The organism is Ketobacter sp. MCCC 1A13808 (assembly GCF_009746715.1).
GTDB lineage: Bacteria > Pseudomonadota > Gammaproteobacteria > Pseudomonadales > Ketobacteraceae > Ketobacter.
This window is the reverse complement of sequence record NZ_VRKW01000008.1, coordinates 154,864-181,662: the sequence shown is the minus strand read 5'-3', so window position 1 is coordinate 181,662 and position 26,799 is coordinate 154,864. Positions and strand designations below refer to the sequence as shown.

At 49.5% G+C, this 26,799-nt stretch carries 24 protein-coding genes and 1 pseudogene; 9 read left to right on the top strand and 16 right to left on the bottom strand.

Annotation, left to right across the window (positions count from 1 at the left end):
- Positions 1-55: 55 nt before the first annotated feature.
- From FT643_RS15535 to FT643_RS15515, 5 genes are read right to left on the bottom strand one after another with little or no spacing between them, the layout of a single operon-like run.
- Positions 56-622 carry a TetR/AcrR family transcriptional regulator gene (locus FT643_RS15535; protein ID WP_156872330.1) on the bottom strand — a complete coding sequence of 189 codons (567 nt, stop codon included), beginning with the start codon at positions 620-622 and terminating at the stop codon, positions 56-58.
- A gap of 16 nt (positions 623-638) precedes the next feature.
- A complete protein-coding gene (locus FT643_RS24075) occupies positions 639-917 on the bottom strand; it encodes a cytochrome C oxidase subunit IV family protein (protein WP_156872329.1) in 279 nt (92 codons plus the stop codon).
- A gap of 13 nt (positions 918-930) precedes the next feature.
- Complete coding sequence (locus FT643_RS15525; protein WP_156872328.1) at positions 931-1,515, bottom strand: cytochrome c oxidase subunit 3; 585 nt, start codon at positions 1,513-1,515, stop codon at positions 931-933.
- A complete protein-coding gene (locus FT643_RS15520; protein WP_198043594.1) occupies positions 1,512-2,324 on the bottom strand; it encodes a hypothetical protein in 813 nt (270 codons plus the stop codon). The genes FT643_RS15525 and FT643_RS15520 overlap by 4 nt, the downstream gene beginning before the upstream one ends.
- A complete protein-coding gene (locus FT643_RS15515) occupies positions 2,321-3,025 on the bottom strand; it encodes a hypothetical protein (protein WP_156872327.1) in 705 nt (234 codons plus the stop codon). The genes FT643_RS15520 and FT643_RS15515 overlap by 4 nt, the downstream gene beginning before the upstream one ends.
- Positions 3,026-3,474: 449 nt before the next feature.
- Here FT643_RS15515 and FT643_RS15510 point away from each other — a divergent pair, with 449 nt between their 5' ends.
- From FT643_RS15510 to FT643_RS23495, 8 genes and pseudogenes are all read left to right on the top strand, one after another.
- Positions 3,475-5,235, top strand: coding sequence for an OmpP1/FadL family transporter (locus FT643_RS15510; RefSeq protein ID WP_156872326.1), 1,761 nt, complete (start codon positions 3,475-3,477; stop codon positions 5,233-5,235).
- Positions 5,236-5,301: 66 nt separating this feature from the next.
- Positions 5,302-6,198, top strand: a complete 897-nt coding sequence (locus tag FT643_RS15505) for an alpha/beta fold hydrolase (RefSeq protein ID WP_156872325.1) — start codon at positions 5,302-5,304, stop codon at positions 6,196-6,198.
- Between the two features lie 267 nt (positions 6,199-6,465).
- Positions 6,466-7,740 (top strand): cytochrome P450, encoded by a 1,275-nt coding sequence (locus tag FT643_RS15500; RefSeq protein WP_156872324.1) that lies wholly within the window; start codon positions 6,466-6,468, stop codon positions 7,738-7,740.
- 12 nt (positions 7,741-7,752) lie between these two features.
- Positions 7,753-8,073 (top strand): 2Fe-2S iron-sulfur cluster-binding family protein, encoded by a 321-nt coding sequence (locus FT643_RS15495; protein WP_156872323.1) that lies wholly within the window; start codon positions 7,753-7,755, stop codon positions 8,071-8,073.
- Between the two features lie 101 nt (positions 8,074-8,174).
- Entirely contained in the window at positions 8,175-8,762 is a 588-nt protein-coding gene (locus FT643_RS15490; protein WP_156872322.1) for a TetR/AcrR family transcriptional regulator, read from the top strand.
- Between the two features lie 408 nt (positions 8,763-9,170).
- On the top strand, positions 9,171-10,823 hold the full coding sequence (locus tag FT643_RS15485) for an OmpP1/FadL family transporter (RefSeq protein WP_198043593.1): 1,653 nt from the start codon (positions 9,171-9,173) through the stop codon (positions 10,821-10,823).
- 35 nt (positions 10,824-10,858) lie between these two features.
- Positions 10,859-11,974: pseudogene (locus FT643_RS23500) on the top strand (AMP-binding protein); the annotation flags it as partial.
- Entirely contained in the window at positions 11,975-12,403 is a 429-nt protein-coding gene (locus FT643_RS23495) for an AMP-binding enzyme (protein ID WP_411267814.1), read from the top strand.
- Between the two features lie 19 nt (positions 12,404-12,422).
- Here the strand turns inward: FT643_RS23495 and FT643_RS15475 are convergent, their stop codons facing one another.
- The gene (locus tag FT643_RS15475; protein ID WP_156872320.1) at positions 12,423-13,514 is read right to left on the bottom strand and encodes a phosphotransferase; all 1,092 of its coding nucleotides are present in this window, start codon (positions 13,512-13,514) and stop codon (positions 12,423-12,425) included.
- Between the two features lie 271 nt (positions 13,515-13,785).
- Between FT643_RS15475 and FT643_RS15470 the strand changes: the two genes are divergently transcribed.
- Positions 13,786-14,280, top strand: coding sequence for a TetR/AcrR family transcriptional regulator (locus FT643_RS15470; RefSeq protein ID WP_156872319.1), 495 nt, complete (start codon positions 13,786-13,788; stop codon positions 14,278-14,280).
- Here the strand turns inward: FT643_RS15470 and FT643_RS15465 are convergent.
- From FT643_RS15465 to FT643_RS15420, 10 genes are all read right to left on the bottom strand, one after another.
- A complete protein-coding gene (locus FT643_RS15465) occupies positions 14,257-14,814 on the bottom strand; it encodes a nuclear transport factor 2 family protein (RefSeq protein ID WP_156872318.1) in 558 nt (185 codons plus the stop codon). The genes FT643_RS15470 and FT643_RS15465 overlap by 24 nt on opposite strands.
- A gap of 13 nt (positions 14,815-14,827) precedes the next feature.
- Positions 14,828-15,691: an SDR family NAD(P)-dependent oxidoreductase gene (locus FT643_RS15460; RefSeq protein ID WP_198043590.1), complete on the bottom strand. Its 864-nt coding sequence runs from the start codon at positions 15,689-15,691 to the stop codon at positions 14,828-14,830.
- Positions 15,688-16,224, bottom strand: coding sequence for a nuclear transport factor 2 family protein (locus FT643_RS15455; protein WP_156872317.1), 537 nt, complete (start codon positions 16,222-16,224; stop codon positions 15,688-15,690). Before FT643_RS15455 ends, FT643_RS15460 begins: the two co-directional genes overlap by 4 nt.
- A gap of 119 nt (positions 16,225-16,343) precedes the next feature.
- Entirely contained in the window at positions 16,344-17,435 is a 1,092-nt protein-coding gene (locus FT643_RS15450) for an AraC family transcriptional regulator (RefSeq protein ID WP_156872316.1), read from the bottom strand.
- Positions 17,436-17,481: 46 nt separating this feature from the next.
- Positions 17,482-19,230: a class I adenylate-forming enzyme family protein gene (locus FT643_RS15445; protein ID WP_156872315.1), complete on the bottom strand. Its 1,749-nt coding sequence runs from the start codon at positions 19,228-19,230 to the stop codon at positions 17,482-17,484.
- A 23-nt stretch (positions 19,231-19,253) separates the two neighbouring features.
- Positions 19,254-20,447 carry an FAS1-like dehydratase domain-containing protein gene (locus tag FT643_RS15440; protein WP_156872314.1) on the bottom strand — a complete coding sequence of 398 codons (1,194 nt, stop codon included), beginning with the start codon at positions 20,445-20,447 and terminating at the stop codon, positions 19,254-19,256.
- A gap of 86 nt (positions 20,448-20,533) precedes the next feature.
- Positions 20,534-21,520, bottom strand: a complete 987-nt coding sequence (gene acuI, locus FT643_RS15435; protein ID WP_156872313.1) for an acrylyl-CoA reductase (NADPH) — start codon at positions 21,518-21,520, stop codon at positions 20,534-20,536.
- Positions 21,521-21,765: 245 nt separating this feature from the next.
- Entirely contained in the window at positions 21,766-23,724 is a 1,959-nt protein-coding gene (locus FT643_RS15430; protein WP_156872312.1) for a pyrroloquinoline quinone-dependent dehydrogenase, read from the bottom strand.
- Positions 23,725-23,775: 51 nt separating this feature from the next.
- The gene (locus FT643_RS15425; protein WP_156872311.1) at positions 23,776-25,206 is read right to left on the bottom strand and encodes an aldehyde dehydrogenase family protein; all 1,431 of its coding nucleotides are present in this window, start codon (positions 25,204-25,206) and stop codon (positions 23,776-23,778) included.
- A gap of 173 nt (positions 25,207-25,379) precedes the next feature.
- Positions 25,380-26,771 (bottom strand): aromatic ring-hydroxylating oxygenase subunit alpha, encoded by a 1,392-nt coding sequence (locus FT643_RS15420; RefSeq protein ID WP_156872310.1) that lies wholly within the window; start codon positions 26,769-26,771, stop codon positions 25,380-25,382.
- Positions 26,772-26,799: the final 28 nt, after the last annotated feature.

Genomic DNA, 26,799 nt, shown 5'->3' with positions numbered 1-26,799 from the left:
CGGATTTGAATTCAGTATAATGAACGCGGTACGCCGCTGACCTCTTAGCCCTATTCTACAACAATTTTATCAGCGCATTTGCAGCTTTTGTTAAATGGAGCCGGAGCGCGTGGTTGTCGAGGTCGTCGCAAATCGGGTGCATCACTGCGCCGGCAATTCCGGTGATGAGCATGGCAACCACCGCGCGGGAAGCCGGCTTTGGTGAGTTTCCTATAAAGGTGTTTTCCAACTTTGCCATAACGTCGACAAAGGGGGGCTCCTCTCGGAATAATTTAAGGAAATGGGGGTCTTGTTGCAGTCTGCCTGCTATTGTTCTGTTTTCAACAGCCAGATTGATTATCTGGTTTAAAAGTACTTCCCTGCGTTTCGCCAGGGTGGCTTCTTGCAAGGCGATAGACGTCATTATGGCTAACGCCATATTGATTTGTTCACCTACTGCATAAACAATATCTTCTTTCGCTTTATATTGGTGATAAATCGCCGCTTTGGAAACGCCTACTGCATCGGCAATCATTTGTAAGGACGTGCTCCCCACTCCATGTTCCGAAAACAAATTTCGTGCTGCATCAAGAATTCGCAGCTGTGAGGACGTGAGATCTTTTGATGGAAGCGATTGAGCCATAAACCCTTCAGATATACTAAGTACTTAGCCGATAAAACACTAATAATAAAAGCAAAAGTATCACAGACCAAGATATCATAGTTAGTTTTAACCAGCGAGGCGCAATTCGGACTTCCATAAAATAGCGAATCACCATTTGTGCTTTAATAATCGCTATCACCAATACACTTATGGTGATCCAGATGTTCATCTGAAACGCAACGTCGCTGCTCTGGCTAATGTACCAGGATAGAACGGTGGAAAGCGTTAATAGTGCCCAGACTAATGTTAAAGGATTTTTTATATACCGGATCATATAGTTCTATCCTTTATCTCATCAAATACAGTAATGCGTACAACACTAGCCACAGCAGATCCACCATATGCCAATAGGTGGATCCGGTTTCCACGAACGTGACATTCGCTTGATGTGATGGACGGAATTCCCGCATTACAAACATCAAAATGATTAATCCCAAAATCACATGGCACAGATGAAGCCCGGTCATAAGGTAATAAAACATGAAGAAAAGGTTTTCACCGGGCGTCATCCCTGAACTGATCTTGGGTATCCACTCAATAATCTTCAGGCAGGGAAAGATCAATCCAAACAACAACGCGATTCCCATCAATTTGAACGCTTCACTATTGTTGTTCTTGCGAGCAGCTTCGGTGCTCAGCGCCACGAACAAAGAACTGGTTAGAAGAATAACCGTATTTATAACGCCTATTTCCTGGCTTAAATATTGCTGATTCTGCAGGAAAAGAGCCGGTTCCTGGCCTCTGTAGTACATGTATACGACAAAATAGACACCGAAAATCAGAAGGTCGCCGACAATAAAAAACCACATGCTGGATTCACCCGGCAAATGGGGTTTGCTGTCGTTAAAGGTCAATACCGGAGCGTTGCTCATGCCGTTGCTCCAGTCGCCGGCCCGGAGGATGCAATATCTGCATTCCCAAGTTCGCTGTCCGGTTGATTCTTAATGGCCAGGAATATTTGATAGTAGATAATTATTTGCCACGGAACATACAGCACCATGTTAAACCAGAAAGCCATTACCCCATCCCACGCAAAAGGGCCGGTTTTGGCGATCCAAACGGTAGCGGCAAACAATTCAGTCATGTATTGCCATACCGTATAGTAACCAAGCCACTTGGGAAGAATTCGGTTTTTATCGAGTATGATGGCAAGACCCAGCATCGACCACATGATACAAAAGCAGCCCAACGAACCGATAAACGACAGATAGCCAAAGTCATATAGCATAGCCAGAATTTTGGGATCGTAATCCGGCCTGAATGCACCCAATCCAAAACAAAACATCGGGAACAAACACCCTACTATACAGCCAGCAACCGACCCCATAATAAAAGCGATCCGAAATGCCGGGCTGACTGACATACGTCGCATCTGAATGGCGTAACAGGCGTTGGCTACCGCGGCCAGCCCGATAGAAAGAATCAGCAGCGTCGTAGCGATCAGTAAATTCTGTGACTGCATGAATTCGACAATCTGAGCGAGCTCGTTGTTTGGCGAGCGCGGCGGCATCATCCAGCTTAAGGGCACAAATATGATGCCGAACAAGGTGTAAAAAAACGGTACCGTCCAGAAACAGATCCATTGGTCTAACTTCTTGTTGCGGTACCATTTTAGCTTGTTCGGTACCACGCTATTCAATTGCTCGGTCGTTGGGACGTCGGCTGTTATGGGGGCGCTCATGCAGCAACGCCCTCTTCCGCGACATCGCGATTGAAAATATTCAGAATCACAAAAAACATAACGGCTACGTAGATTGCAAATGTTACCAGGCGCAAGGTAAAGGAGAGACTGCCATCCCATGCGAAGGGGCCAACTTTACTGACTATGGCGAAGGCACCCGGAACCATTAGCAGGGCTGTAATGACATTGAAATGTGCAACCCAGCGTGGGAATACCGGCGTAGGGTTGGCGTCCAGGTAAATGCTTAAAGCCAAACACAGGTTTTGCACCACCAGAAGTCCCACCGGCGTGATAAAAAAGAACCAGGCCATGTCGTTCAACAAGCTGATTAACTGAGGGTCCCGATCAGGTCTGAATACCGCCATGGCCCAACAATAGTCTGCCAGAATAAATGCGGTAAGACCGACCGCGGCTGAAATGAGATAAGAGTAGGCGAAAATAGGGCTGGAATTGATAACCCGTAACATCTGCACAACGATGATGGCAAAAAAAGGCACTAACGTTGCGCAGATGATATTACAAAAAATAGCGACGCCACGTATGGACGCCACGTTACTTTTGAAAAACGCAGCGACCTCCTCTGGCGTCATGGTTGGGGACAATGGAGGGTTGAATCCGGGGAACATGAAAAATGCGGCAAGGAAAAATGCCCCAGCAAAAGGCGTGCTCCACAATAAAATTGCCTGACCCTGTCTACTCATATCACTCTGCCATTTTTGTTATTTTTTGATTGCGATTATTATTCAGGTATTCCATGCTAGCCGATCGGCTAGTACCATGCAATTAATTCAGGCGAAGTAATGTTATCGGCTGAGTGTTGTTAGCTTAATTTAGCTAATAATTTAGAAAATAAGTCGGTTGTTTCATATCTTTTCTAAGTTTATTTGGTGTCTTGCTTGTATATGAAATTCTGCATATTGAATATCGGAGCGCGGCGTTCATTATATAAAATAATTTCCGGTGCCTTTAGACAAAAAATTGCGGTTTCAGACAAATTGTAGCGGTAATAGACAAAAATACACCACTGCAGTATTGCGTGCGCGACCGAACAGGTTAGATTGAAATAGCCTTTTAAAATTAACATCTAAGCAGTAGGAATTCCGCTTGATAAGTTTAGGTGTTTCATAAAAAAATAATAAGTAGGTATAAAATGTCTTATGAAATCGCATCTTCTGTGGGCCAAGCTAAATCAACGTCGATTCTTCGCTGTTGTTTGCTGCTGGGACTGATTTTCATCGCCAGACCAACTTATGCATCCTTTACTGACAGCATCACGATTGGCAACCCGAAAGCCCTTTCACTCGGACATGCGGTAACGGCAGATCCACCGGATATCGATTCTATCCATTTTAACCCGGCTGGCTTAGCGCGCCTCAAAGGTCGGCAAATGTATGTAAAAGGCATTGTCGGCGTGTTTTCTACAGAGATGGAATTCGGCGAATACGGAGAATATACGCAGGGTGTGCATGACAACTACCGTGAGCAATATAAAGAATATGAAGATGGCAACGGCAACCTGACTCACAACAGAAGCCCTTGGGAAGTTTACGCGTATGATGAGGCTTTGAATTCGAAAAGTGAGTCCGAGGGTGGTCCCACCATTATGCTTCCGGGGGGAATGGTAGATTTACCTATTGGTGCCGGCGGCTCAGGCGGCGCCTCTTATAATCCTCCAGGCAGCCGGTTTACCTTCGGTACCAATGTGTATGCGCCGCTGATGAACGGTTTCAGCCGCTCGGAAACGGATACCGGGCGATTTGCACAGGAACGGGTGGCGTTTACTGTCATTACCTATTTCTCGCCTACGGTCGCCTTTGAAATTTCAGATACGCTCTCTGTGGGCGCCTCCGTAAATTTCAATTATGCGGGAATGGGTATGGAATTACCGATTAGAGAGCCTCATATTGCGATCTTTTTTCTAGGCTCCCCCTTTATTCAGAAAAATTTCTGCAATGAAGATGGCACAGTGAACGAAAGCAACTCCCTGACGGGAACAGCCATTGATCTTTGTACTGAAGTACCGCCCTATTCGCAATACGCAGACCTAAATTTTGAAGTGGATAACAATCTGGTTCTTGGTTACAACATGGGTATGTTATGGCAACCGGCTCCCTGGTTGACGTTAGGCTTGTCTTATAATTCCGCTATCGATGTGGAAATGGACGGTGAATTCAACTGGCCTGTAAACGACCCTTTCAAAACCTTTCTGGTGAATTTTCAAAGCAGCCCCGGTTGGAATGAAATCGTTAACGGGTTAGGTGCGCTGGGTATTCAGCTGCCAACAGCGCAGCAGATAGCTGATCAATCCACAGGGCCGCTCACCGTGTCCTATGAAGTGCCGCAGCGATGGAATGTGGGCTTAAGTCTTCAGATTACTCCCCGCTGGAAATACAATTTGGACTATCGTTGGACCGAATGGTCTGCTTTTAGTGATATTGATCTTGATTTTGGTGTGGATGTGCCCTTATTGATGTGGGGGGCTCTGGCTGACCAGGTTGGTACCGGTGGCCGAAACGGGATTAGCCCGAATAAGGTTGCCTATAAACTGGGTCTGCAGGATGTCGGTTACTGGGGCATGGGCACCGAGTACCAATACAGCGACCGCCTGGTGCTGCGCGCCGGTTTTGAAGATCGCCCGTCCGCTGTACCGGAAACCGCGCCCAATGCCTTTATACCGATGAACGATGCTAAATTGATTTCAGTTGGATTTGGATATGATCTAGAGGAGCAACGGCATATCGATTTTGCTTTTGGGTATTTATTGTCTGAAACGCATTTCCCGCCGTGTTCCGCGCCGCTTGGGAATGCCTGTAACCCAAACGATGTTGTGTACCCGGTTTACATGGGGCAGGATATTAAAACCAAAGTAGAGGCAATGCTATTTGAGCTGAGTTTCCAGCAGCACTTCTAAAAAACTAAGTCGGTTACCTTTTACAATCAAGGTAGGGAGTCCAGTAGTTTGAAAGAGGTTAGTTCAATGGGCGCGGAAACCTTTGAGCCCCGCGAAAGTTCGCCAAAATGGTTTCTGGATAATCTGAACCATCCGGGTCGATCGATCGTTACCCGAGTAGCCGGCAAGTCGATTCATATGCTTGCGTGGAATTGGGAACGTACAGAGTTACCTACGCTGATGTTGGTACACGGTTATGGTGCGCATGCCCATTGGTGGAGTTTCTTGGCGCCGTTTTTTGCTGATCATTATCGTGTTGTAGCGATTGATTTGCCTGGGATGGGTGATAGCGATCCTCCCCCTGAGTACAACCAGTCGTGTTTCTCCCGCGCCATTGTGGGGTGTATTGAGCGCAATCAATTGCAACCGGTCACTGTGGTCGGTCACAGCTATGGCGGTGCCCAGGCGATTCGGGCAATGGGTGAAGCACCGCATCTATTCCGTCACGGTATCGTGGTGGATTCCAATGTGCGATTGCCACCGGAACCCCTGATCCGGAAGTTGCAGCCCAAGAGTGCCCATAAACTCAGCCCCTCTCGTGCTGAATGCGCCGCCCGCTTCCGGCTTATGCCGCCACGGCCGGACTACATTGATGCCCTGGTCTACTATATTGGTTACCACTCCTGTACCGGAGACGACCGGGGATGGCATTGGAAAGCGGATGCTGCCTGCATCAACTCAGGCGAGATAGAATATCCGGAAATTCTGGAGGCTGTCAGCACTAAAGTGGATATGATCTATGGCGAGAATAGCTTCCTGAATGTTGAGAATAAACCAGTGAGGGTGCTCAGCCATTTTCCAAATGGCGGTAAACTGCTGATTGTTCCCGGGGCGGGACACCATATTATGGCGGAATACCCATTGGAGCTGGTTGCTGCGATCAAAGCGTTGTTGAACGATTCATCCCAACCCGACCCGCAATAGTCCCGACAACGTTTTCTGGGTTGCTATATCCGTGTCGTTCCGGGCACGGTTTACCTGCCTGCCTCACCTAATTCATTTTCTTTGCAAATTCTAAAATCAGGACTATTGACTTTGGCGACCATCCAATTAATATGAACCACACAGTTTCATATCTTTAGATTCAATGCCACGAATGGATATGACCAATAGCAGCAATTGCTGAGATTTGACTGCCCGATTCCCGGCAATGAGCCCTGAAAAGCCAATACAATAAAATGAGAGGGACACATGACCAATTTTGAAACCGTTGATTTCTATACCGACCCCGCACTGGTAGAGAACCCCTACCCCTATTTTGAATACCTGCGCAGCAAAGGCCCGATCGCTCAACTTCCCCGAGAGAACGTTCTCGCGGTCACCGGATATGCAGAGGCATTGGCAATTATCAATGATGCCAAGACGTTTTCTTCTGCCAATGCGGCGACGGGCCCCAACCCAGACCTGCCTTTTGAACCGGAAGGTGACGATATCACCGAGCAATTGGAGGCCCATCGCGATGAATTGATTGCCACCGGGCTGGTGGTTTGTAAAGACGGTAAGGAGCACGCTAATCACCGTTCCCTGATGATGGGGTTGTTTTCCCCCACCCGTTTGAAAGCCAATGAAGAGTATATGTGGGATCTTACGGATAAACTGATCAATGATTTTGCTGACAAAGGGCATTGCGATCTTATTGCTGAATACGCTACGCCTTTTGCTACCCTGGTTATTGCGGATTTGTTGGGTATACCGGAAAATGACCGCATTGCATTCTGTGAAAAGTTGGGACCACCGCCCGGAACCGTCGGCGAAGAAGTCAGCTACGAAGATTCCCAGGTGCTGGGCATGAGCTTCCTGTTTGAATATTTTGGTGAATATCTTGCGGAGCGGCGTGATTCACCAAAAGACGATATACTGAGCAAGTTCGCTCATGACAAGTTTCCGGACGGCAGCACGCCCGAGGTTTTCGATCTGGTGTGGATTTCGGCCTTTTTGTTTGGTGCCGGCCAGGATACCACCGCGCGCTTACTGGGAGCCTCGTTACGGGTTCTATGTGAAAACCCGGAACTACAGACCCAGATCAGGAATGACCGTTCTTTGATTCCGGCATTCATTGAAGAAGTGGTTCGTTACGAAGGGCCGGTCAAATGCGCCCACCGTCTAGCGGTCAAAACCACGACTGTAGCCGGTGTTGAAATCAAAGCCGGAACTCATGTTGCTTTGCTGTATGGTGCTTGTAATCGTGACCCTCGGGAATTTGAGGCACCCACTGAACTGCGCTTGGATCGCCCCAATGCGCGTAAGCATCTTGGCTTTGGGCGTGGTGTACACACCTGTGCCGGTATGCCTTTAGCGAAGGCCGAGGTCACCGCGAGTCTGAATCGTATTCTTGACCGTATGATGGATATAAAACTGTCTGAAGAACACCATGGCAAACCCGGTGAGCAACGTTTTACATACGAGGGGATATACACTCTTCGTGCATTGAAAAACCTTTATATTGAATTCACACCCGTTCGTTAAGAGACTATATTGATGCCCCAGATAAATGTAACCACCCGCAGCGGTGAAATAGAAGTAGTAGAAGCGGAAGTAAATCAAACCTTGATGGAAATTATCCGTGATAACGGAATTGAAGGCATGGATGCGATTTGCGGTGGTTGTTGTTCCTGTGCTACTTGTCATATTTATATTGATCCCAAGTTTAACGATCAGCTTCCGCCAGTCAGCGAAGACGAAGATATGTTGTTGGATGGGTCACTTCACCGTAAACCGGAAGTGTCGCGTCTTTCTTGTCAGATCAGAATGTCAGAGGCGTTAGACGGGCTGGCGTTGGAAATAGCACCGGAAGACTGAAGGGTACATAATCAATTTTCAGCGAACATGTAATACGGCGTACAGGGGTACCTGTACGCCGCTTTTGCAATACAGAAATTTGAAGCAGGTATTTGCTTTTCATGACGCAAAGTAAAATTTTTCGCGCCGACTATTCTACGGCCAAAGATGCCCGCATTCAGCAGACACGAGTTGCGTTGCGAAAAGCGTTGTTGCAACTGCTGGATGAAAAATCGCTGGAGCAAATCACCGTTCGGGAAATCGCGGCTGTCGCTTCGGTGGGGTACACCACTTTTTTTCGTCATTATCCCGGCAAAGAAGAATTGCTTAACGAAATTGCTGCGGCTGAAATAAAGCAGTTGATTGAGCTGGCCATACCCGTACTTGGCCCTATCGATTCGGGCAAAGCGGCATTGACCATGTGTAGTTATGTTGCTGAGCATAAAGCCTTGTGGTCCACCTTGTTGACCGGTGGCGCGGCTAATGTATTACGTGAAGAATTTATCAAGCTGTCTTTACAGGTTGCCGCTTCCTGGGAAGGTGCTGATGACGAGTTGCCAGCAGAAGTCGGCGTTATTCTGGTAACCAGCGGTACCATCGAACTGTTAGCTTGGTGGCTCAAGCAAAAGAATCCGATTTCCGTGGAAAAATTGGCAGTTATTTACGATCGCACTATCGTTTCACCGGTTATCAGGCCGCAATGGAGTTAACTTCGAATAACGTTCGTTACTTACCTACAATTCGGCTACATTGTAAAGTCCCTTCCGCAATACATCCTGCTTTTCGTCGTCCATTAAAAATGCGTTAACAAACAAACGCTTTGTATAGCCTTTAAAAAGCTCAAAGATTGGACGACCTGACTAATTCTTTAGTTTGTCCGGTCTTGTCAGACAATTTATATAGCCTGCGGAAGCATTTTATAACAATATTTTATCGGATAGATTGTTACTATCTATGGGTTGCACATGTCATCGAAAATTCAGGTGCTCGTGCAGCCTGGCACAATAATAATCATTCAAAATAACAATTATAAAGTCAGACTAAATATGATCTATGGAAAAGTCAGGGTACTACGTAACTCGCACAGGGCCTTTAAGTGCATCCCTTGGTTGTTAATTTTGTTCGCATCTACATCTACCTACGCTGCATTTACTGATAGTTTGACTGTAGGTAACGCGAAGGCGCTTGGGCTGGGCCATGCGGTCACCGCCGACCCGCCAGGCATCGACTCCATCCATTTTAATCCAGCAGGCCTGACCCGGCTCAAAGGTCGCCAGATGCATATCAAGGGCGTCTATGGGCTTTTCGAGACGAACTATGATCTGGGCGGATACGGCGAATACCAACAGGGCTTAATCGACGAATTGCTGGAATATCAATATCCCGGTTCGAATGGTGTTATTCCACCAGAAGCCGAAGCGTATTTCTATGACGAAGCACTCAATTCAAAAAGTTCTGTTGAAGGTCCCACCGTTATGCTGCCGGGGGGAATGATCGATATACCGTTTGCCGGGGGAGTGATGGGTGGTGCGTCCTATTCTCCACCGGGTAGTAACATGACATTCGCCACTAACGTATATGCGCCGATGATGAGCGGCTATAATCGTGCAGAAGATGATCCCGGCCGCTTTTTTCAGGAACGCGGCGCATTTACGCTACTCACCTATTTCTCCCCTTCTGTTGGTATAGAGATATCAGACGAACTTCAGGTGGGCTTTGCTCTCAACTTCAGCTACGCCGGTATGGGACTTGAATTACCAGCACGCGAACCGCATCTTCTTTTGTGGCAATACGGACACCCCTGGTTCCAAGACAATTTCTGTAATGACGACGGCACGCCAACGGGTACTCCCGATCTCAATCTTTGCCATATTGTCAGCCCGTACATAAGCTACGGTGATCTGCGGATTGAAGCCGATCAGGCGCTCGTAATGAGTTATAACTTTGGCTTGTTGTGGAGCCCGGAGCCGTGGATAACATTTGGCTTGTCTTATAATTCCGCGGTGAAGAATGACCTTGATGGCGATTGGGAATTCCCCATCGACCCGTTTTTTAACCAAGTCTTGCTGGATAATATGAACGGCAGCTTATGGCCCTCATTCCAGGCGTTAACGGGTGCACTGGGGTTGCCGCTGCCGGGAGTGGCGGAGACCGAGGCTCAAGGCAAAGGTGGAAAGGTCAATGTGCAATATGAACTCCCTCAACACGCCAGTGCCGGGATCAGTATTCAGATTACACCCAAGTGGAAATATAACTTTGACGTGAAGTGGACAGAGTGGTCGGTGTTCAGCGATATCCAGATTAATTTTGACCGGGATATTGCGTTTTTAATGCTCGGCAGTATTGCTGATAAGCTGTTATATCGAGGCCAAAATGGAATCGAACCGAATGGCGTACGTTATCAGCTTAACCTGCAGGATGTTACCTATTGGGGAATGGGTACGGAATACCAGTACAATGACAAGCTGGCGTTCAGGCTGGGATATGAAAATCGCCCATCTGCGGTACCTTCAGAGACACCCAACGCGTTTATCCCTATTAACGACGGTATCCTTTATTCAGTGGGAATTGCCTATGAATTCGAAAGCGAAAACACGCTGGATTTTTCCATCGGCTATATGAATTCCAAATCCCACTACCCGCCCTGCTCGGCCGATTTGGGCAATGGATGTAATCCGAATAACGTCGCCTATGGTCCTTACCAAGGCCAGGACCTGCGCTCGGAGGTATCATTCCTACTCTTTGAAGTTTTATACAGTCGGTACTTTTGATAGCATCTAGAGCTGATTTTTTTGCGGAGTTAGAAATGGATATTATCCACCGACCCTTGTTCGCACCTGACCTACTGGTAAATGCGCTTGGCCAAGATCCTGGTCGACCATTGCTGAATATTCTGGGCGGTGCGATGCTTTCCGTGGGAGAGGTTCGTGACTCAACCAGTCAATTTTGTCAGGCTTTACGTAGTCTGGGTCTAACCAAAGGTTGGCGTATCGGTTTGTTGTCCTCTAACCGGCCTGAAGTTTTAATATTGGCCAACGCGGTGCAAATCAGTGCAGCCATTTATGTCCCCATGCATCCTCTGGCTGGATTTAATGACCACCTTCATGTTGTTACCGATGCCGATATCGATGTATTGGTATTTGACGCGGAACACTATTCGGAGCGCGCGGCTGCTTTAGCGGAACACGTTCCTGACCTGCAACTGCTCGCTTTCGGCAAATCGGATTTGGCCGACGATCTGACTCTGATTGCGCGACAATTCAGTCCTGTGCCATTGATTGCCCCACAGCTGGATGGGGATGATATTTTGAGGCTAGGTTATTCAGGAGGTACCACCGGCAAACCAAAAGCACTGGCCAGTGTTCAGCGCACAGGTATGGCAACCATATCCATTATGATGGCGGAATGGGAATGGCCTGCTTCATTGCGATTCTTGTCCTGCACGCCTCTCAGTCATGCCGGTGCGGCGATGTTTTTGCCGACGTTATTGAAAGGTGGCACCATGTTGGTGTTACCTTCATTCGATCCGGCGCAGGTATTACAGACCATCCAGGATTAAAAAATCAACTGCATTTTGTTGGTGCCGACGATGATCTACGCTCTTCTGGATCATCCCCGGTTTGATGAATTTGACCTATCCAGTCTGGAAACGGTTTTCTATGGCGCATCGGCGATTTCTCCTGCCAGATTGAAAGAGGCTATTGAACGGATTGGTCCGGTGTTTATGCAGTTCTATGGGCAGGCGGAAGCCCCCATGGCGGTGACTGTTTTACGCAAGCATGAGCACGACATTTCCAATCCTCAGCGGTTGGCCAGTTGCGGCCGACCGGTGCCCTGGTTGCACGTGGAATTGCTGGATGCAGATAATCAACCGGTTGCCGAGGGTGAGCCCGGAGAGATATGTGTACGTGGCCCTCTGGTAATGAACGGCTACCGTGATAATCCGGGTTTGACCGCCGAAACGTTTTCCGGTGACTGGTTGCATAGTGGCGATATAGCGATTCGGGATGCAGACGGTTTCTTACGCATTATAGACCGTACCAAGGATATGATCGTAACCGGCGGCTTCAACGTTTATCCTCGGGAAGTGGAAGATATCCTCGCGGAACATGCGGCGGTGTCGCAAGTAGCTGTGATTGGCGTGCCCCACGAAAAATGGGGCGAAGCGATCACTGCGTTGATCGTGCTGCGGGAAGGTGAGACAGCTGAACCGGAGGATTTAATTCAGCGGGTAGCTGACCGTAAGGGTTCTTTTCAGGCCCCCAAAACAATCGTGTTTATTGAGTCTATGCCGCTAACTCCGGTAGGGAAACCGGATAAAAAAGTGCTGCGTGAACGTTATCGTTTATAACAATCTTCGATCATAACTATTAACGAGAGTGACGCTCGTCCAGTGCCGCACGAATATCTAATTCCAGGAAGGCTGAACCAAATCGTTTAGACAAATTTTGGCAAATTACCGGTAGCTGATAATTGTCTTCGGCACCAGTGGTTACCCAAATCGCCAGACCGTATGCAGGAGAGCAGCGGAAACGCCACCAGGCCTCTTCACTGTCCGGCCGATCGGCTTCTGGTAAGTCCAAAGCATCCAGGTAAATGGCGATCAGGTCTTTTGCATGAGTTCGCCGATCTTCTTCACTGAGCGCGCTGATAATAAAATACCCCACGTCAAACGACCAATGCCCGCGACGAACAACCCCCCAATCATAAAAGCCCAGCGTCCCATCCGGCAGCAAATAGGTGTTTCCCACGTGTGCGTCGCCATGCAACAACGTCATTGGCCCTTCGTTTACGCTGCCCAGATAGTCTGTCCAGGCGTCGACCATCATGTTTGGCCCCTGCGCGATGATGGGGTCTGGAATATAGTCCAGTAACCGTGAGGTACCCCGTTTACAGCCGTATTTCAGTAAAAATTGGAACGTAGGTGAGGCTTTCCAGGGGTTGACCCAGCTTAGTTGCGGGTGGGATTTGTGATCATAGTTCCAAAAGCGACTGTGTAATCCAGCCAGTTCCCGAAGCCCGTTTGCAACAGCTTCAAAGCTTAAGGGTGTGGTTGCATCATTGAGCACAGCGCCACGCTCACTTACATCTTCCATCACTATTAAGTCATTTAGTCGCCATTGATCCACTGCTCCATAATAGAATGTGGGGTGCTCTATATTGAGAGCGACTTTGGATTCATAAAGCCTGCCTTCAATAAATGCGTTGCCGGTCATAGCGTGCAGAAATCGCCGCAGCCAATTGCCTTTGCTCTTTGCGAAAACCGTTTTCGGCCCCGCCCCTTGGGAGTAAGTTAAAGCGAAGCGCGCCCGGCTGCTTGTGCCATCGGAACGATAAACCAGATCGACACTAGAAACGTGTGTACCGGGATGGTGTCGCTGAATCGCTTTATTCATCCATTCCGTTGTCACTTTCCAGTCGGTGGGTATGGGGGAGCGCTTAAACAGGTCTTTTACATTCATATTCTTATCCGGTGAATGAAGTTTTATTATGATTCACCTGTATCTTATGAGCCATCTGTATCATAAGATAGTGCTTAACCTTGAATGTTAAGCCGCCTGCGGGGCAGATCAAAAATGATGGCGCTTGGAGGCAAATAAAAGTCGGGTTTTGCACGCACGCATTGAGTAAGGTGGCAAGATGGAGAGGAATTCGACAAAGCCAATGCCAGGAAAACCGGCCGATTCAAGGTCAACAAAATCGCGTGCGGCGCTTCGGGCAGCACTGCTTGTAATGCTTCGGCAAAAACCCTTAGCTGATATTACGGTTCGTGATTTAACCTTCAAAGCGGATATCGGGTATGCAACTTTTTTCAGACATTACCCGAATTTGGAATCACTGCTGGAGGATGTAGCGAAAGAACAAATTGATCAGGTGATCGGAGCCGTGCTACCCGTGATGGGTACCGCAAACGCATTGGATGCGTGCAAGGCCCTTTGCGCAGTGGTTGGAGCGCATCGAGCTGTGTGGGTAACGTTGCTGACAGGCGGCGCATTTGATGCAGTCAAGCAAGAGCTTTTGTTGTTGTCCCGCGAGTATGCGGCAATGCAAACCGGGCTAACCTCCTGGTTGCCTCCGGACTTGGGCGTCAGTTTATCGGTGAGTTGCACCTTGGAGCTATTGGTGTGGTGGTTGACCAGCCCAAATCCGGACTCGTCCGATAACATAGGCCAACTACTGCATAAGGTGATTCACGAGCGGTTGTTAATAAGTGAAACTTTTAATTGAATTGGGAATATGGATTTCCCGCTTATTGGATAGTGGCCGGTGATAGGAAGGATCGTCTGTGTTGCGGCCGGGCGTGCCGTTTTTATTAAGGTCAGCGAGGTTTGCGAAGGGGATGTCCATGGAGGGGATGCTACCGGACCACTCTATCGAATTAGTACGACACGCGATTTTCCATTGGCGATCCCTTCTTTCCAGGCGATCGATATAACGCCCGCCCGCTGCCCAGTTGCTGTGATCGCGATTGCGCCCCAGAAATAGGTAGTAAGTTTCTGTATGCGCGGTATTTCCGTCGATATCGCAACTGAAATTGCTCAGATTATGTTGCGTCGCCACTTGCCCCTCTTCGTGAAGGACTTTTGCCCATTCATAGAGTGCAGCCGGGTCGCCCACAAACACGCCTGCCGAAATGATGGCATCTGTGTGAAATGCGGATAGAAAAATTCCGCGATCGAAGCGATCTATGCCACGACTGAAGCGCACCAAACAATCGTAAATATCTTGTCTGTCCAAAAGTAATTGCAACTGTTCATTCATGACTGAATCTCGTCTATTCAATAGGCGTCCATATTGGTGCCCCACGGCTCTTTCGCAGTGATGGAATCACCTTGCCATCGATATCCACTACGCCGTATTGGTTTGCTAATTCAGCAGTAATAAATGTGCCCCCCGAACGTTTTACCAGCGCAGAATCCTGAGCCAGCGCGGCGATCACCCTACCGGCGAATTCAGTAGAACAGGCTTCTTCGGGCCGTGTCGCAGCACTGCCTTTTAGCTCGGGATTAGTCGCCAGATTTATTTTGGCCCGCTCGGTCAGGGTTAGCCCCTGCCATAAAGCGATAGACGTTACCTGATGTGGCTTGAGCTCGATTGCCATATCCCGTGCCATACGATCAACTGCTGATTTACTGGTGCCGAACACCACGCCATAGGTATAGGCAACACCGGTATAGCCAGAGATGGCAACAATCAAACCTGATTTCTTCGGCACCATGATGTTGGCAGCATGCCAGGCTGAAACAAAATTCGAGCGCACGCCGACCTCCATCATATTCCAGTTGGACAGAGGCTTTTCCCAGAAACCTTCTGGGTTAATCAGGTCATCGGACAAGGCAAAGGCGTTATTGACCAGAATATCCAGTGCGCCCTGCTCTTGGCGTACTTTCTCAAATAGCGCCGCAACCTGCTCATCGCAGCCGTGATCTACTTGTACCGCAACGCCTTTTCCGCCGCGCCTATTACACGCTTCCGCCGTTTCCCCTATGGTTCCAGGTAAAGGGCTGGCGCCTTCCGTCAGCGTTCTACCGGTAACGTACACGGTCGCGCCTTCGGCTGCTAGCGCCAGAGCAATTCCTTTACCAATACCCCGGCTGGCCCCGGTTACTACGGCGACCTTCCCCGATAATGCTTTCACTCTCTAATACCAAAAAACGCGTAACTGAAGTCGTTAGCGCACGCACCTGTATAATGCTCTGAACTGAATGGCTGGCCCATTAAGCCCTGCTCCCAATTCGCCGAAATACCAAAGTTCTGACACCAGTCGTACAGCATGGTGCGTGTGCTGATTCGCCATTCACCTTCGCGTTTTTCCATTTGATCCAGATAGCGTCCACCAATGGTTATATCGTGGTGCGCTTCACCCGTATTAACCCGGTGATAGGAGGTTACATAGGTTTCGCATTGGGCGACATTACCTGCCAACTTAATATAAATTTGGCTTAGCTTATGTTGAGTGAGCAGTACCGCTGCTGAGCCGGGAACGACCCAATCAAGGTACTGCGAAAAATTGCCTTTAAATATTCCGAAGTCGGTCATCGCATTCGCCCAGAAGGCGGCTGTGATTAATTGAGCATCGCGCCGGTCTTCTCCGCGGGCCAGTCCCATTATGCAATTACGTATTTTTTCACGGTCTATCAGATCCGCCAATTCATCCGAATCGGTCGTCATAGCAGCGTTTCCCCTGATGAAATTCTCCGGGTCAGTGTAGTGAATCAGTGAACCTTCGGTTAGTCGTTAAACGAAACGAATGTGGCATTTTACGCTGATGGAATAGCGGGTGTTTCGGTTCAGTGCTGTTTCCTGAACTGCTGGGGAGTAAGACCGGTCCATTGTTTAAATGCTCGTCCGAAACTGGTTCTTTCGGCGTAGCCGAGCAGGTCAGCGATTTCAGCGATGGAAAGGTCTGAATGACGTAGCTTGCTTTTGGCTCGCTGTAAACGGTGGCGAGCCAGCAAATCTGAATAGGTCACGTTCATGGATTTCAAGCGCATTTGCAAAATGCGGGGGGAAAGGCCGAGCTGGTTTGCACAGGCATCGATAGTAACCTCATTGCACAGCAGGCCGGCACTGATAAATTCATTCACTTTATTCAGCAGTCCAGGCTTTTTACAATGCTTAAGACGTTCCAGATAACCTTTTAGCAAATGGTATAGCGGATTATTGGTATTGATAGACGGTTGATAAAGCAGAGCCGTTGGGAACGCAATACAAGATCGTTCCCGACTGGCGCGTACCGGACAGGCTATGGCCTTTTCAATGTCGTTGCCTGCTTTTTGGTAACTGCTTACCGATACATTAACGTAATCCGGCACAAAATCCTTACCCGCCAATGAGCGCAAGAGATTGAGGTTCAGTAGTAATCCCTGTCCATCCGCCTGGTCGTTCAGGCCGAAATCCGAATGCTCTGTCCAGCGCAGTTCCGATGTGGATACGCCTTCAACCAGCTCAAGCACGCTTTCGGGTGAATGGACGACCGGTAAAAACTCGATTAAATCAACCAGGCCCTGATGAACTGTTGGCGCAGACTTGGATAAAACCGACACACAGCCATAAATTTCTGCATCTTGTATTGACGCTAGATGTAGACCAAACAAAGGATCATTTAATCGGGAGGAACAATACTCCAGCATATCAACGAAAGGCTGACAATCGATAAACCGGTTATCGGTTGTCAGTATTTCGGGATTAATGCTGTGACGTTCCAGAATATCGCGATAATTACCACCTAAGCGGCTTACGAGCTCCGGGAAACGGTATAGGTTCACTGCACTCACTTGACTGCGGTCCGGTAGTGAGTGCAAGGGACGATCCAGACTATAAAAAAAATCAGGGGTGGTGGACTGTTCAGAGGTATTGATTCCGGTATAGGAATTTGTCATAGGAGTGCCACCCCGGAGTGTTGATTTTTAGCAGTAGGCCGGAGAGTTAAACAACCCCCGGCTCGCCTGCCGCTTTCAAACGATGAGTCGCTGCGGCTTTAATTTCTTTTGCTTTTGCTTTTTCATTCCCCGTCATCGCGAAGTCGGATTCCGCAAATGACAGCACTTTGCGTGGTAATTTAAAACTAGCCAGTTTTTGTTTTAAAAATGCGGAAAGTTCCTGTGTATCTATACTGACACCTTCCAGTGCAACGATGCATGAAACCACCATTTCCCCCAGGGTGTCGTGTTCAACGCCGACGGTCTGGGAGCGTTTGATGCCTGGAAATTTGGCAATAATTGAATCGACTTCTTCCGGTGAGACGTTGGCTCCCCCGGTTTTGATAATGTCGTTCAGCCTTCCTTCCCAGAATAAACGCCCATTGGCATCTACATACCCTCCGTCGCCAGTGCAATAATAGCCGTCATCGTCAAAACAGTCTTCCAGTGTCTTGCCGATATAACCGAGCATCAGAGTTGGTCCTTTAATGCAGATTTCACCTCGTTCACCCACTGGTATCAGCGCGAGCGTGTTTGGATCAACGATCTTCAGCAGGTTGCCCGGTAATGGTACACCGGCACTGCCTGCATACTCCTCAGCAGAGGTGTCTGCATCGAAACTGGTGTTGATTGTCATGGTCTCGGTGGTGCCGAACGCCATTGGCAAATCCCAGTCAGTATCGACGGTGGGATGGGCAGTGATTAATTCTCCACGGGTGACGTAACGCAAGCTGCTGAGGTCTGCATCAATGTAACCCGGTACCGCTTGTAATCGTGCCCATTGGTGTGGCCGGCCATTAAGGAATGTGATGCGCTCAGCTTCAATAAGCCTGACGGCCTCCTCTGCATCGAATAACGGTTGCAGTATGGCGGCGCCACCGGTAGAAAGCGCGACTCCCACAATCATGGAAATATTACCCGACCAGAAAAATCCGTTGCCAGTCCAGGCTCGAGCCGGTTCTTTCACGCCCATTACACGGGGCCAGCGCCACCATTGAATGGCAAAGGCTTGCTGTGAATGCAGAATACCCTTGGGTAAGCTGGTGGTACCGGATGAGAAAAAAAGGCCCCCTGCATCACCGGGCGTGACTGACGCAGCGCGGGATTCAACGACCGTGTCCGATACTGTCGAGGCATTGGCTATAAAGTCATTCCAGGACTGAAACGCGTTTACCTCCGGTACAGTCGTGCTGGCATCCGGGATACCGGTCATACCGTCGAGGCGCACAAATTGTTTCAAAAACGGGAATTTGGTGGACTCCAGTTTGCCGGGTGCGCTTTGCTTAATGTTCGGTTCCAGCTCTGTCAGTATCGCAGCAAAGTTTTTCTTCAGTACTTTTTCTTCAAATACGAGTAAGGAAATTGCGGATGCAGAGAGCAGATGTTCAAGTTCGTCAGGAGTAGAAAACGTGCTCAGCGCGACGGACACACCACCGGCTAATGCGATGCCAAAAAGCATTGATAAATATTCCGGCCGGTTGGTCATCAAAATGCCGACCCGGGTATCTTTGCCTACACCTGCAGCGATCAAGGTTTTGGCAACATCCACAGAATGCTTGCGCAGCTCGTTGTAGCTCCATCTCACCACACCCTGCGGGGTGTGAATTACGATGGCTTCTTGGTCTCCGTATCGTTTACAAACTTCGTTAAGATAGCCTGGAATGGTCAACGCACCCATGCCCGCTTCTTCAGCGAGCGGCATACCGCGAACCAGGGAGACCGAGAGGTCTCCCACTATGGCTCTTTTTTTACTCATGAAGGTCACCCTTGCTTTGAAAATTAATAGGGTAATTCCACTTCAGCGATACCCGTTAGAATGACTTCACCCGTTTGGGTGGTTTGCTTCACTTTAATCTGTACCACAGGTGCACCATAAGGTGAAACTTCGATCTTATCGATAATTTCACCGTCCAGGAATGTGACATCGCCTTCAAACGCCGGGCTGCGGAACTGGGATTTGGAATGCCATACAAAGCCGTTGTGTCCGGCCCAATATGAAATGTAATCAACGAACCAAGCGTTCATGGAAGCACCGTAGCCATAGGCACCGCCCATACCGATTTCTTCTGCCTTATCTGAATTTATATGTCCGCTGGAAGGGCCATGGAAAAGACCATCTGCTTGGCGAGGATCTACTTTGCGCGCTTCAAAGTCATAGGACATCTTTTCAGAAAAACCGGCATCATCCGTAGCAGGATCGTGGACACCTTCGGGTACGTTCCAGCGCCATGTTCCCCAGATGTTTTGACGGTGAGCACGACATTCCAGTGCAAAGGTGACGACCGAATGCGGTCCAATCACCCGGCGTGGCAGCGTGTCGCCAACGTTAACGGCTTTGAACTGCGGCGATATACCTTCGCGATTGGAAAGAATCCAATCCATACGCAATTTGTTGATGCCTTCTAAATCCTCGGCGCTCCATTTTTTTGGAGAACGCTTTTCCTTGTCGTACATGCCGCGCTTTTTAGCTTCGTCTACCAGGTAACGAATGGCTGTAGCACGCTCTTTAGCGACCAGTGCGCCATGTTGATTGTGGTGAACGGTGTCACCGCGGGTAAACAGGGTCGGCCCAGCGAATTTGGTGTCCGCTACGTCGTAACCATCAAAGCGACGTTTTTGCGTAAGTTTGTCACCGGGTCGGATCGGCGTTCCGTAAAACCACCACTCCTCACCACCAAAGATCAGGTGAGAACCCGGAATATTTCCAACGCAGGAAGGATGACAACCATGACCATAATCCATGGCCACAGTAAAAGATTGGGGAGCGACAATTCCGCCGAATTTGGATGAGTTGGCAAATTGTTCATCCCAATGCAAAGGATTGGGATAATCCATCGCTTGTACCCAACGGCGGATATCGGTTGCGTTGCAGGGATCCCACATTTCTGCAAAAACGACGTCTTTGCCCACCCATTTATCTAATTCACTTAAATCGAGTTGTACTTCACCTTCATTTTTCGTGGCTGCCGTCATACGAGCGAACTCCGTTTTTTATTGTATCGGAATGCGCCCGGAATTATTGGGACCATACAGGATGGTCCCGTTTTCAATCAGGCGCGTTATTTATTTACATCTACAACCAATCGGCCGCGGATCTTGCCTTCCAGAAGATCGGTGGCAGCCGCGACAGCGTCTGCAAGCCCTACTTCACCAGCTATAACACTTTCCAGCACCGAAACATCAAGGTCTTTGGCCAGACGATCCCATGCTGCCATTCGTCGTGCTTTCGGTGCCATTACGCTATCGACACCCAACAGGGCCACACCACGGAGAATAAACGGCATCACGGTAGCGGGAAAGTCTGCGCCCTGAGCCAGGCCACACGCCGCTACGGCACCGCAGTATTTCGTTTGGGCACAAGCGTTGGCTAAAGTAAAGCTGCCTACTGAATCGATGACCCCTGCCCAACGTTCTTTCTGCATCGGCTTGCCTTTCTCTGACAGGGTAGCTCGATCAACGATGGCAGACGCACCCAGGCTTTTCAGATACGCTTCTTCAGAGGTTTTGCCGGTTGCGGCGACGACGGTGTAACCCGCTTTGGCCAACAACATTACTGCTACACTACCCACACCGCCAGTTGCGCCGGTGACCAGGATTTCGCCTTGATCTGGAGTGATACCGTAATTAACCAAAGCATCTACGCAAAGTGCGGCGGTGTAACCTGCGGTACCGATCGCCATCGCCTGACGGCTGGTAAACGCACTGTTTAAAGGTATCAGCCAATCGCCGTTCAATCGCGCTTTTTGTGCCAAACCGCCCCAATGAGCTTCTCCGACACCCCAGCCATTTAGGACCACGCGATCACCTTCTTTCCAGTCTGGGTGGCTGCTTTCACAAACAACTCCAGCCAGGTCGATACCGGGCACCATCGGGAACTTGCGAACCACGGGTGAACTGCCTGTAATAGCGAGGCCATCTTTGTAGTTCATTGTGGAGCATTCAACCTGTACAGTGACGTTGCCTTCCGGCAACTGTGATTCTTCTATCTGTACAACTTCTACCGTCTGACCTGCGTCGTCTTTGTTAATCTGGATTCCGGAAAACATACTAATCGTCTCTCGCTACTATCTAGGATGAATTGAGATCCTTAGTCTGCTGGTTCAGGTAATACTAGTCAACACTGTTGTCGCATTCTCGCCATTCAGAACCATCTCATCGACAATTCGTGCAATGAACAGGATCATAAGCGGAGTAGTTTACAGTCGTTACGGGGAGATGGTGAGGTGAGTGGTTCAGGTTAAGCTATGAAGGGAAAGATAGCCACCCGAGGGCAGCTATCCATTTAAACAACTTATTGAGTTTTTGCCTTGAGCTTGAAGGCCATAACCGAATCACCCATGGTGGATTGATACATGCTGTGACCACCGGCGGGAATGACAATGAATTGCTCGCCATCCACTTCATAACTGACAGGCACAGAAGTACCCGCTGCCGGCAAATCCCCTTCCCATAACAGCTTACCCGTAGAGAGATCAAATGCCTTCAGGGTGTCATCCAGTGAGTAACCGATGAAAACCAGTCCGCCTGCAGTGACCAGAGGGCCTCCCGCGCCGGGCATACCCAGATCCCAGGGAACCGGCAACGGCGACATTTTATCGACACTACCCAACGGTACTTCCCAGGCAATTTTGTTGGTAGACATATCTACCGCGGTCAATGCAGCCCAGGGCGGCTTGGAGCAAGGTGCACCAAAGATCGAAAGCAGACCTTGCACCTTTGGTACATAAGGCGAACCTTCCACGGGGAAAATCATTTCGGATGTTGCTTCGATCGCCTGACCTTCTTTGAAGACCGCTTTTTCACGAGGCACCATGGTCACAATAGTCGGGATTCGGTTAGACGGTACAATCATCAGGTTGCTTCTCGGATCATAAGCACCGCCACCCCAGTTCGGGCCTCCACCAACGGAGGGGAAAAATATGGTTCCCTGCTCACTGGGGGGAGTGAATACGTCACCGTAGATAAGCCCTTCTGCTTTGCGCTTGCACAACCATTCGTCCAGAAAAGTGAATCCCCATACGTCTTCGGGAGAGAAGCTTAAAGGGTTCAACGCGGGCATACCTACCGGAAAAGGTTGAGTGGGTGACAGGACTTCACCTTTTACTTTTCCGTTCTGAGGAACCGGCCGCTCTTCAATGGGGACGAGTGGCTCGCCGGTTTCACGATTAAAGACAAAAACCAGTCCGGTTTTATTGTTCTGCACCAGTGCGGGGACCATTTTGCCATTGTGGGGGTAGTCAATCAGTAAAGGCTGTGAGGGCGTGTCGTAATCGAACACATTGTGATGCACGAACTGAAAGTGCCAGGCGACCTCACCTGTTTTACCCCGTAACGCAACGATGGAAGACGAGTAGTGATTGTCTCCGGCACGTTCAGCACCATAGAAATCACTGGAAGCACTGGAGGTTGGCAAATAGACCAGATCCAGCTCTTGATCGACTGACATGGATGCCCAGACGTTACCGGCGCCGAAACCTTCTGCCGTGCCTTTAGCCCAGCTTTTGCCTGCAGGATCGGATTTGTCACGGGGCAGCGGGTCGAATTGCCACGCTGGTTTACCGGTGCGGGCGTCATACGCTAATACCCGACCGCTTGGCGCTTCTACCCGCTGGTTGTCGGCAACTGCTGAGCCTACTACCACCACATCGTTAACGATGGCCGGGCGGGAATTGGATACCACTTCACCTGTGAAAATCTCAGGCTTGTCGATGGGCATTTTAACCTGACCACCGTCCCCAAAATCTGCACACTTTTTGCCGGTTTTTGCGTCCAATGCAATTAGCCGATAATCGGCTGTGCCGAGAAATATACGTGACTTACACACTGCGTCATCCGCTGCTTCCGAATCCACCCAGTTACCAACGCCACGGCATTTTTTCATTCCGGTTTCCGGGTCCTTCGGATCGAACACCCAGCGCTCTTCGCCCGTTTTCGGATCGAGCGCAATAACCCGGCGATTGGTACTGCACACCACCAGGTTACCTTCGATCAAACTCGGCTGATCCTGGAAAGAGGTCAGGGAGTTCGGTTTCGGATTTGCCCCGTCACCGGTGTGGTATTCCCAAGCGACTTCCAGGTCTGCTACATTTTTCTTGGTCACTTGCTTGAGTGGAGAATACTTGCTGCCAAGCTGGTGTTGATCCACTACTGAAGTGCTTGAGGCAGGCAATTGAGCCTGTGTTAAAGTCGAAATTGCAAACACTGCTAATAACGATGTTAACTGAAAGCCAAACTGATACTTCGTCTTCATATTTATTGTTTTCCAGGGTAGTGCTAGATAGCTAATATGCGGTTCTTGTTGTTAAGTCGGTTCAGGTGAGTAACCCAGGATGCCCTTGATTTCCAGAAAATCATGGAAACCGAATTCGCCCCATTCACGACCGTTACCACTTTTCTTATAGCCACCGAAAGGGCAATTGAAATCGAATCCGTCATTAACGGATACCCAACCTGCGCGAATCTGGCGTGCAACTGCCCTCGCCTTGTCCAAATCGGCTCCGGCTACGTATCCGGCCAGGCCGTATTCTGTATCATTGGCTATTTCGATGGCTTGCTCTACGCTGTCATAACCTAATATGCAGAGGACTGGGCCGAATATCTCTTCGCGAGCGATGGTCATGTCGTTGGTTACATTGGCAAATACGGTGGGCTTCACATAATACCCGACTTCCAGGTCTTGCGGCCGTCCCGTGCCTCCGGCAACCAAGGTTGCGCCCTCATCGATCCCTTTTTGTATCAAGCCTTGAATCTTTTCGAATTGAACTTTTGACGACACCGGCCCCATTGCCACATCGGTATTTGGATCACCGACCGTGACCTGCGATGCCGCTTCCCGGGCAATATCCATGGCTTCCTGCATGCGCGCGTTTGGCACCAGCATGCGAGAGCCTGCACTGCAGGTTTGGCCCGAGTTGGCCATCATGCCCGCTACGCTGCCTGCAACGTGAGTAGCAAACGCCTCGTCATCCAGAATTATATTAGGGCTTTTCCCACCCAATTCCTGAGTGACGCGTTTGACCGAGTGCGCGGCATTGCGGGCAATTTCAACACCGGCTCTGGTGGAACCGGTGAAGGTAATCATATCGATGTCGGGGTGCCCGGACAGCGCCTCGCCGACCCCGGGTCCATCACCCTGAATGAGATTGAATACACCTGCCGGTACACCTGCAGCGTGCAGAATCTCGGCGAAGATCTGAGCGGTGAATGGCGCAATCTCGGACGGTTTAAGTATCATGGTGCAGCCGGTCGCCAGCGCGGGAAACACTTTGACGGCAATCTGGTTTAACGGCCAGTTCCACGGAGTGATCAGCGCACAAACCCCGATAGGCTCTTTCACTATTAATGTCGCGCCCCGTTGTTCTTCGAACCGGAACTTTTGTAACACATCAATGGCGGTCGATAGGTGTCCCTCACCAAGACCCACCTGAAAGCCATTCGCCAATGAGCTGGGTGCACCCATTTCTTCGGTTAGTGCAGCCGCCAAGTCGCCGGCGCGTTTCTGATATTCCGCCAATATGTTTTGCAAGATCCCTACCCGATCGGCGGTACTGGTTTGCGACCAACTGGCAAAAGCTTTGCGGGCTGCTTTTACCGCAACGTCCACATCGGCTGCGGAACCTAGCGCTATTTTCCCGCATACCGTTTCAGTGGCGGGGTTTTCGACGTCCAGCGTTTTCATTTCGGCTGGATCTGTCCATTTTCCGTCGATATAGAATTTGAGTTGTTCGCGCATATTATTAATCCTTTTTTATGATTATTTGTGCTGCATAAGATATTGCAGTGCGCGGATACCTGATATTAAAAAGCGACTACCAGGATATAGATTCCCTCTGCATCCCGTAAATACTTTGTGCGCTCACAGACAATTCCATGGGCGCATTTTTAATTCCATATCCGCATTCAATTCTACTTATCGAGCAATTGCGGTGACCCCCGACTCATAAAGCGGGCCAGATTACGATGGAAGTTAGTAATCTTCTGCTCCTGATGAGGGTTAGGTAACGCGCCACGGAAACCACGACTGCGCATGCCCTTTTGCACTGCCGCCATATTGGAGAAGTCCTGCGCTAATACTTTGCGCCATTTTTCTTCGGTAGGCTCAGCGTAAACCCATTCTGTCTTGGGTTCCTCTCCTTTTGGATACCGCTCCAGCGCATAAGCTTCGAAAATACACTTGTTGGGGTCGTCTCCATAGGGGCGTGCTCGATAACCCAGCGCAAAAGTCAGTCCGGGGATGAAGGACATATTCGGGAAGATATGCCAAGCCAGTCCGGCTTTGGCCAGCTTTTCAGGATCAATCGTCGGCCAGATCACGCCGCGAGCCGCGTCATCGCGCTTAGCGGACTCATACCAATGCTCATGCACCTCTTCGGGTGGTGTGTCTTCGGGCAACTCGTCAACCAACCGTTGTGCTGCATTGACCAGCGTCGGAGTAGTACTGCCGCGTATGGTTTCCCAAAAGTCCTGCTGCATCTGGGCGATGGTTTTGCGTGCATCAGGCCCCTTACCGGCTCGCGTAACAGTGGTGGTTGCAGCGGACGTGTCATTCGGGTCTTTTGAATCAAATCCGTCATGGCCGTGTAAGCCCTGAGCCTTACTCCAGGCATAAAAATCGCCATAAACGCACAGCTGAGGATGCGTGCCTTCAACGTGATAAGGCTCCATAAAAGCCTCCAGCGCCGTCTTCCAATTGCAATCAAAGACTATCCACTGACGCCAGTGGTAACGCATTTCTTCAAACTCAAACTGATCCAATAGGCCTGCGGCAGGTTCCAGATATTCGCGCAGCGGAACGCAATCAGGGTCCATATTGATCCAGACCCAGCCACCCCAGGTATCGACTTTAATTTCATTGAGATGGGTTCGTGCATCGTTGAGTGCACCCTTCCAGTCATCTTTATCCAGAATTCTTGTACACTTGCCTTCCAGGTTGTAGGTCCAGCCGTGGTATCCGCAAACGAAATTCTGCTTTTTACCACAGGCACTATGGCCGCCTTCCGGTTTATCAACCAGCTGTCGTCCCCGGTGTGAACAGACATTGTAAAATGCTTTCAGGGTATCAGGAGTGTCTCTGACGATGATGATGGAATCATCCAGTACGTCATAGGTTATAAAATTACCCACTTCCGGAATTTCTTCTACGCGCCCGGCATGCTGCCATACTTTGGCCCAAATCTTGTCGCCTTCTTCGCGTGCGTATTCCCGGCTTGTAAACGCTTCTGCCGAATACGTCAAAGGTTCGGATAGATCCTCTACTTGAATCAGATTGTCGGGATTAAAATCAGCCTTGTTATTCATACTATTCTCCTGCGAGAATTAATTTCTT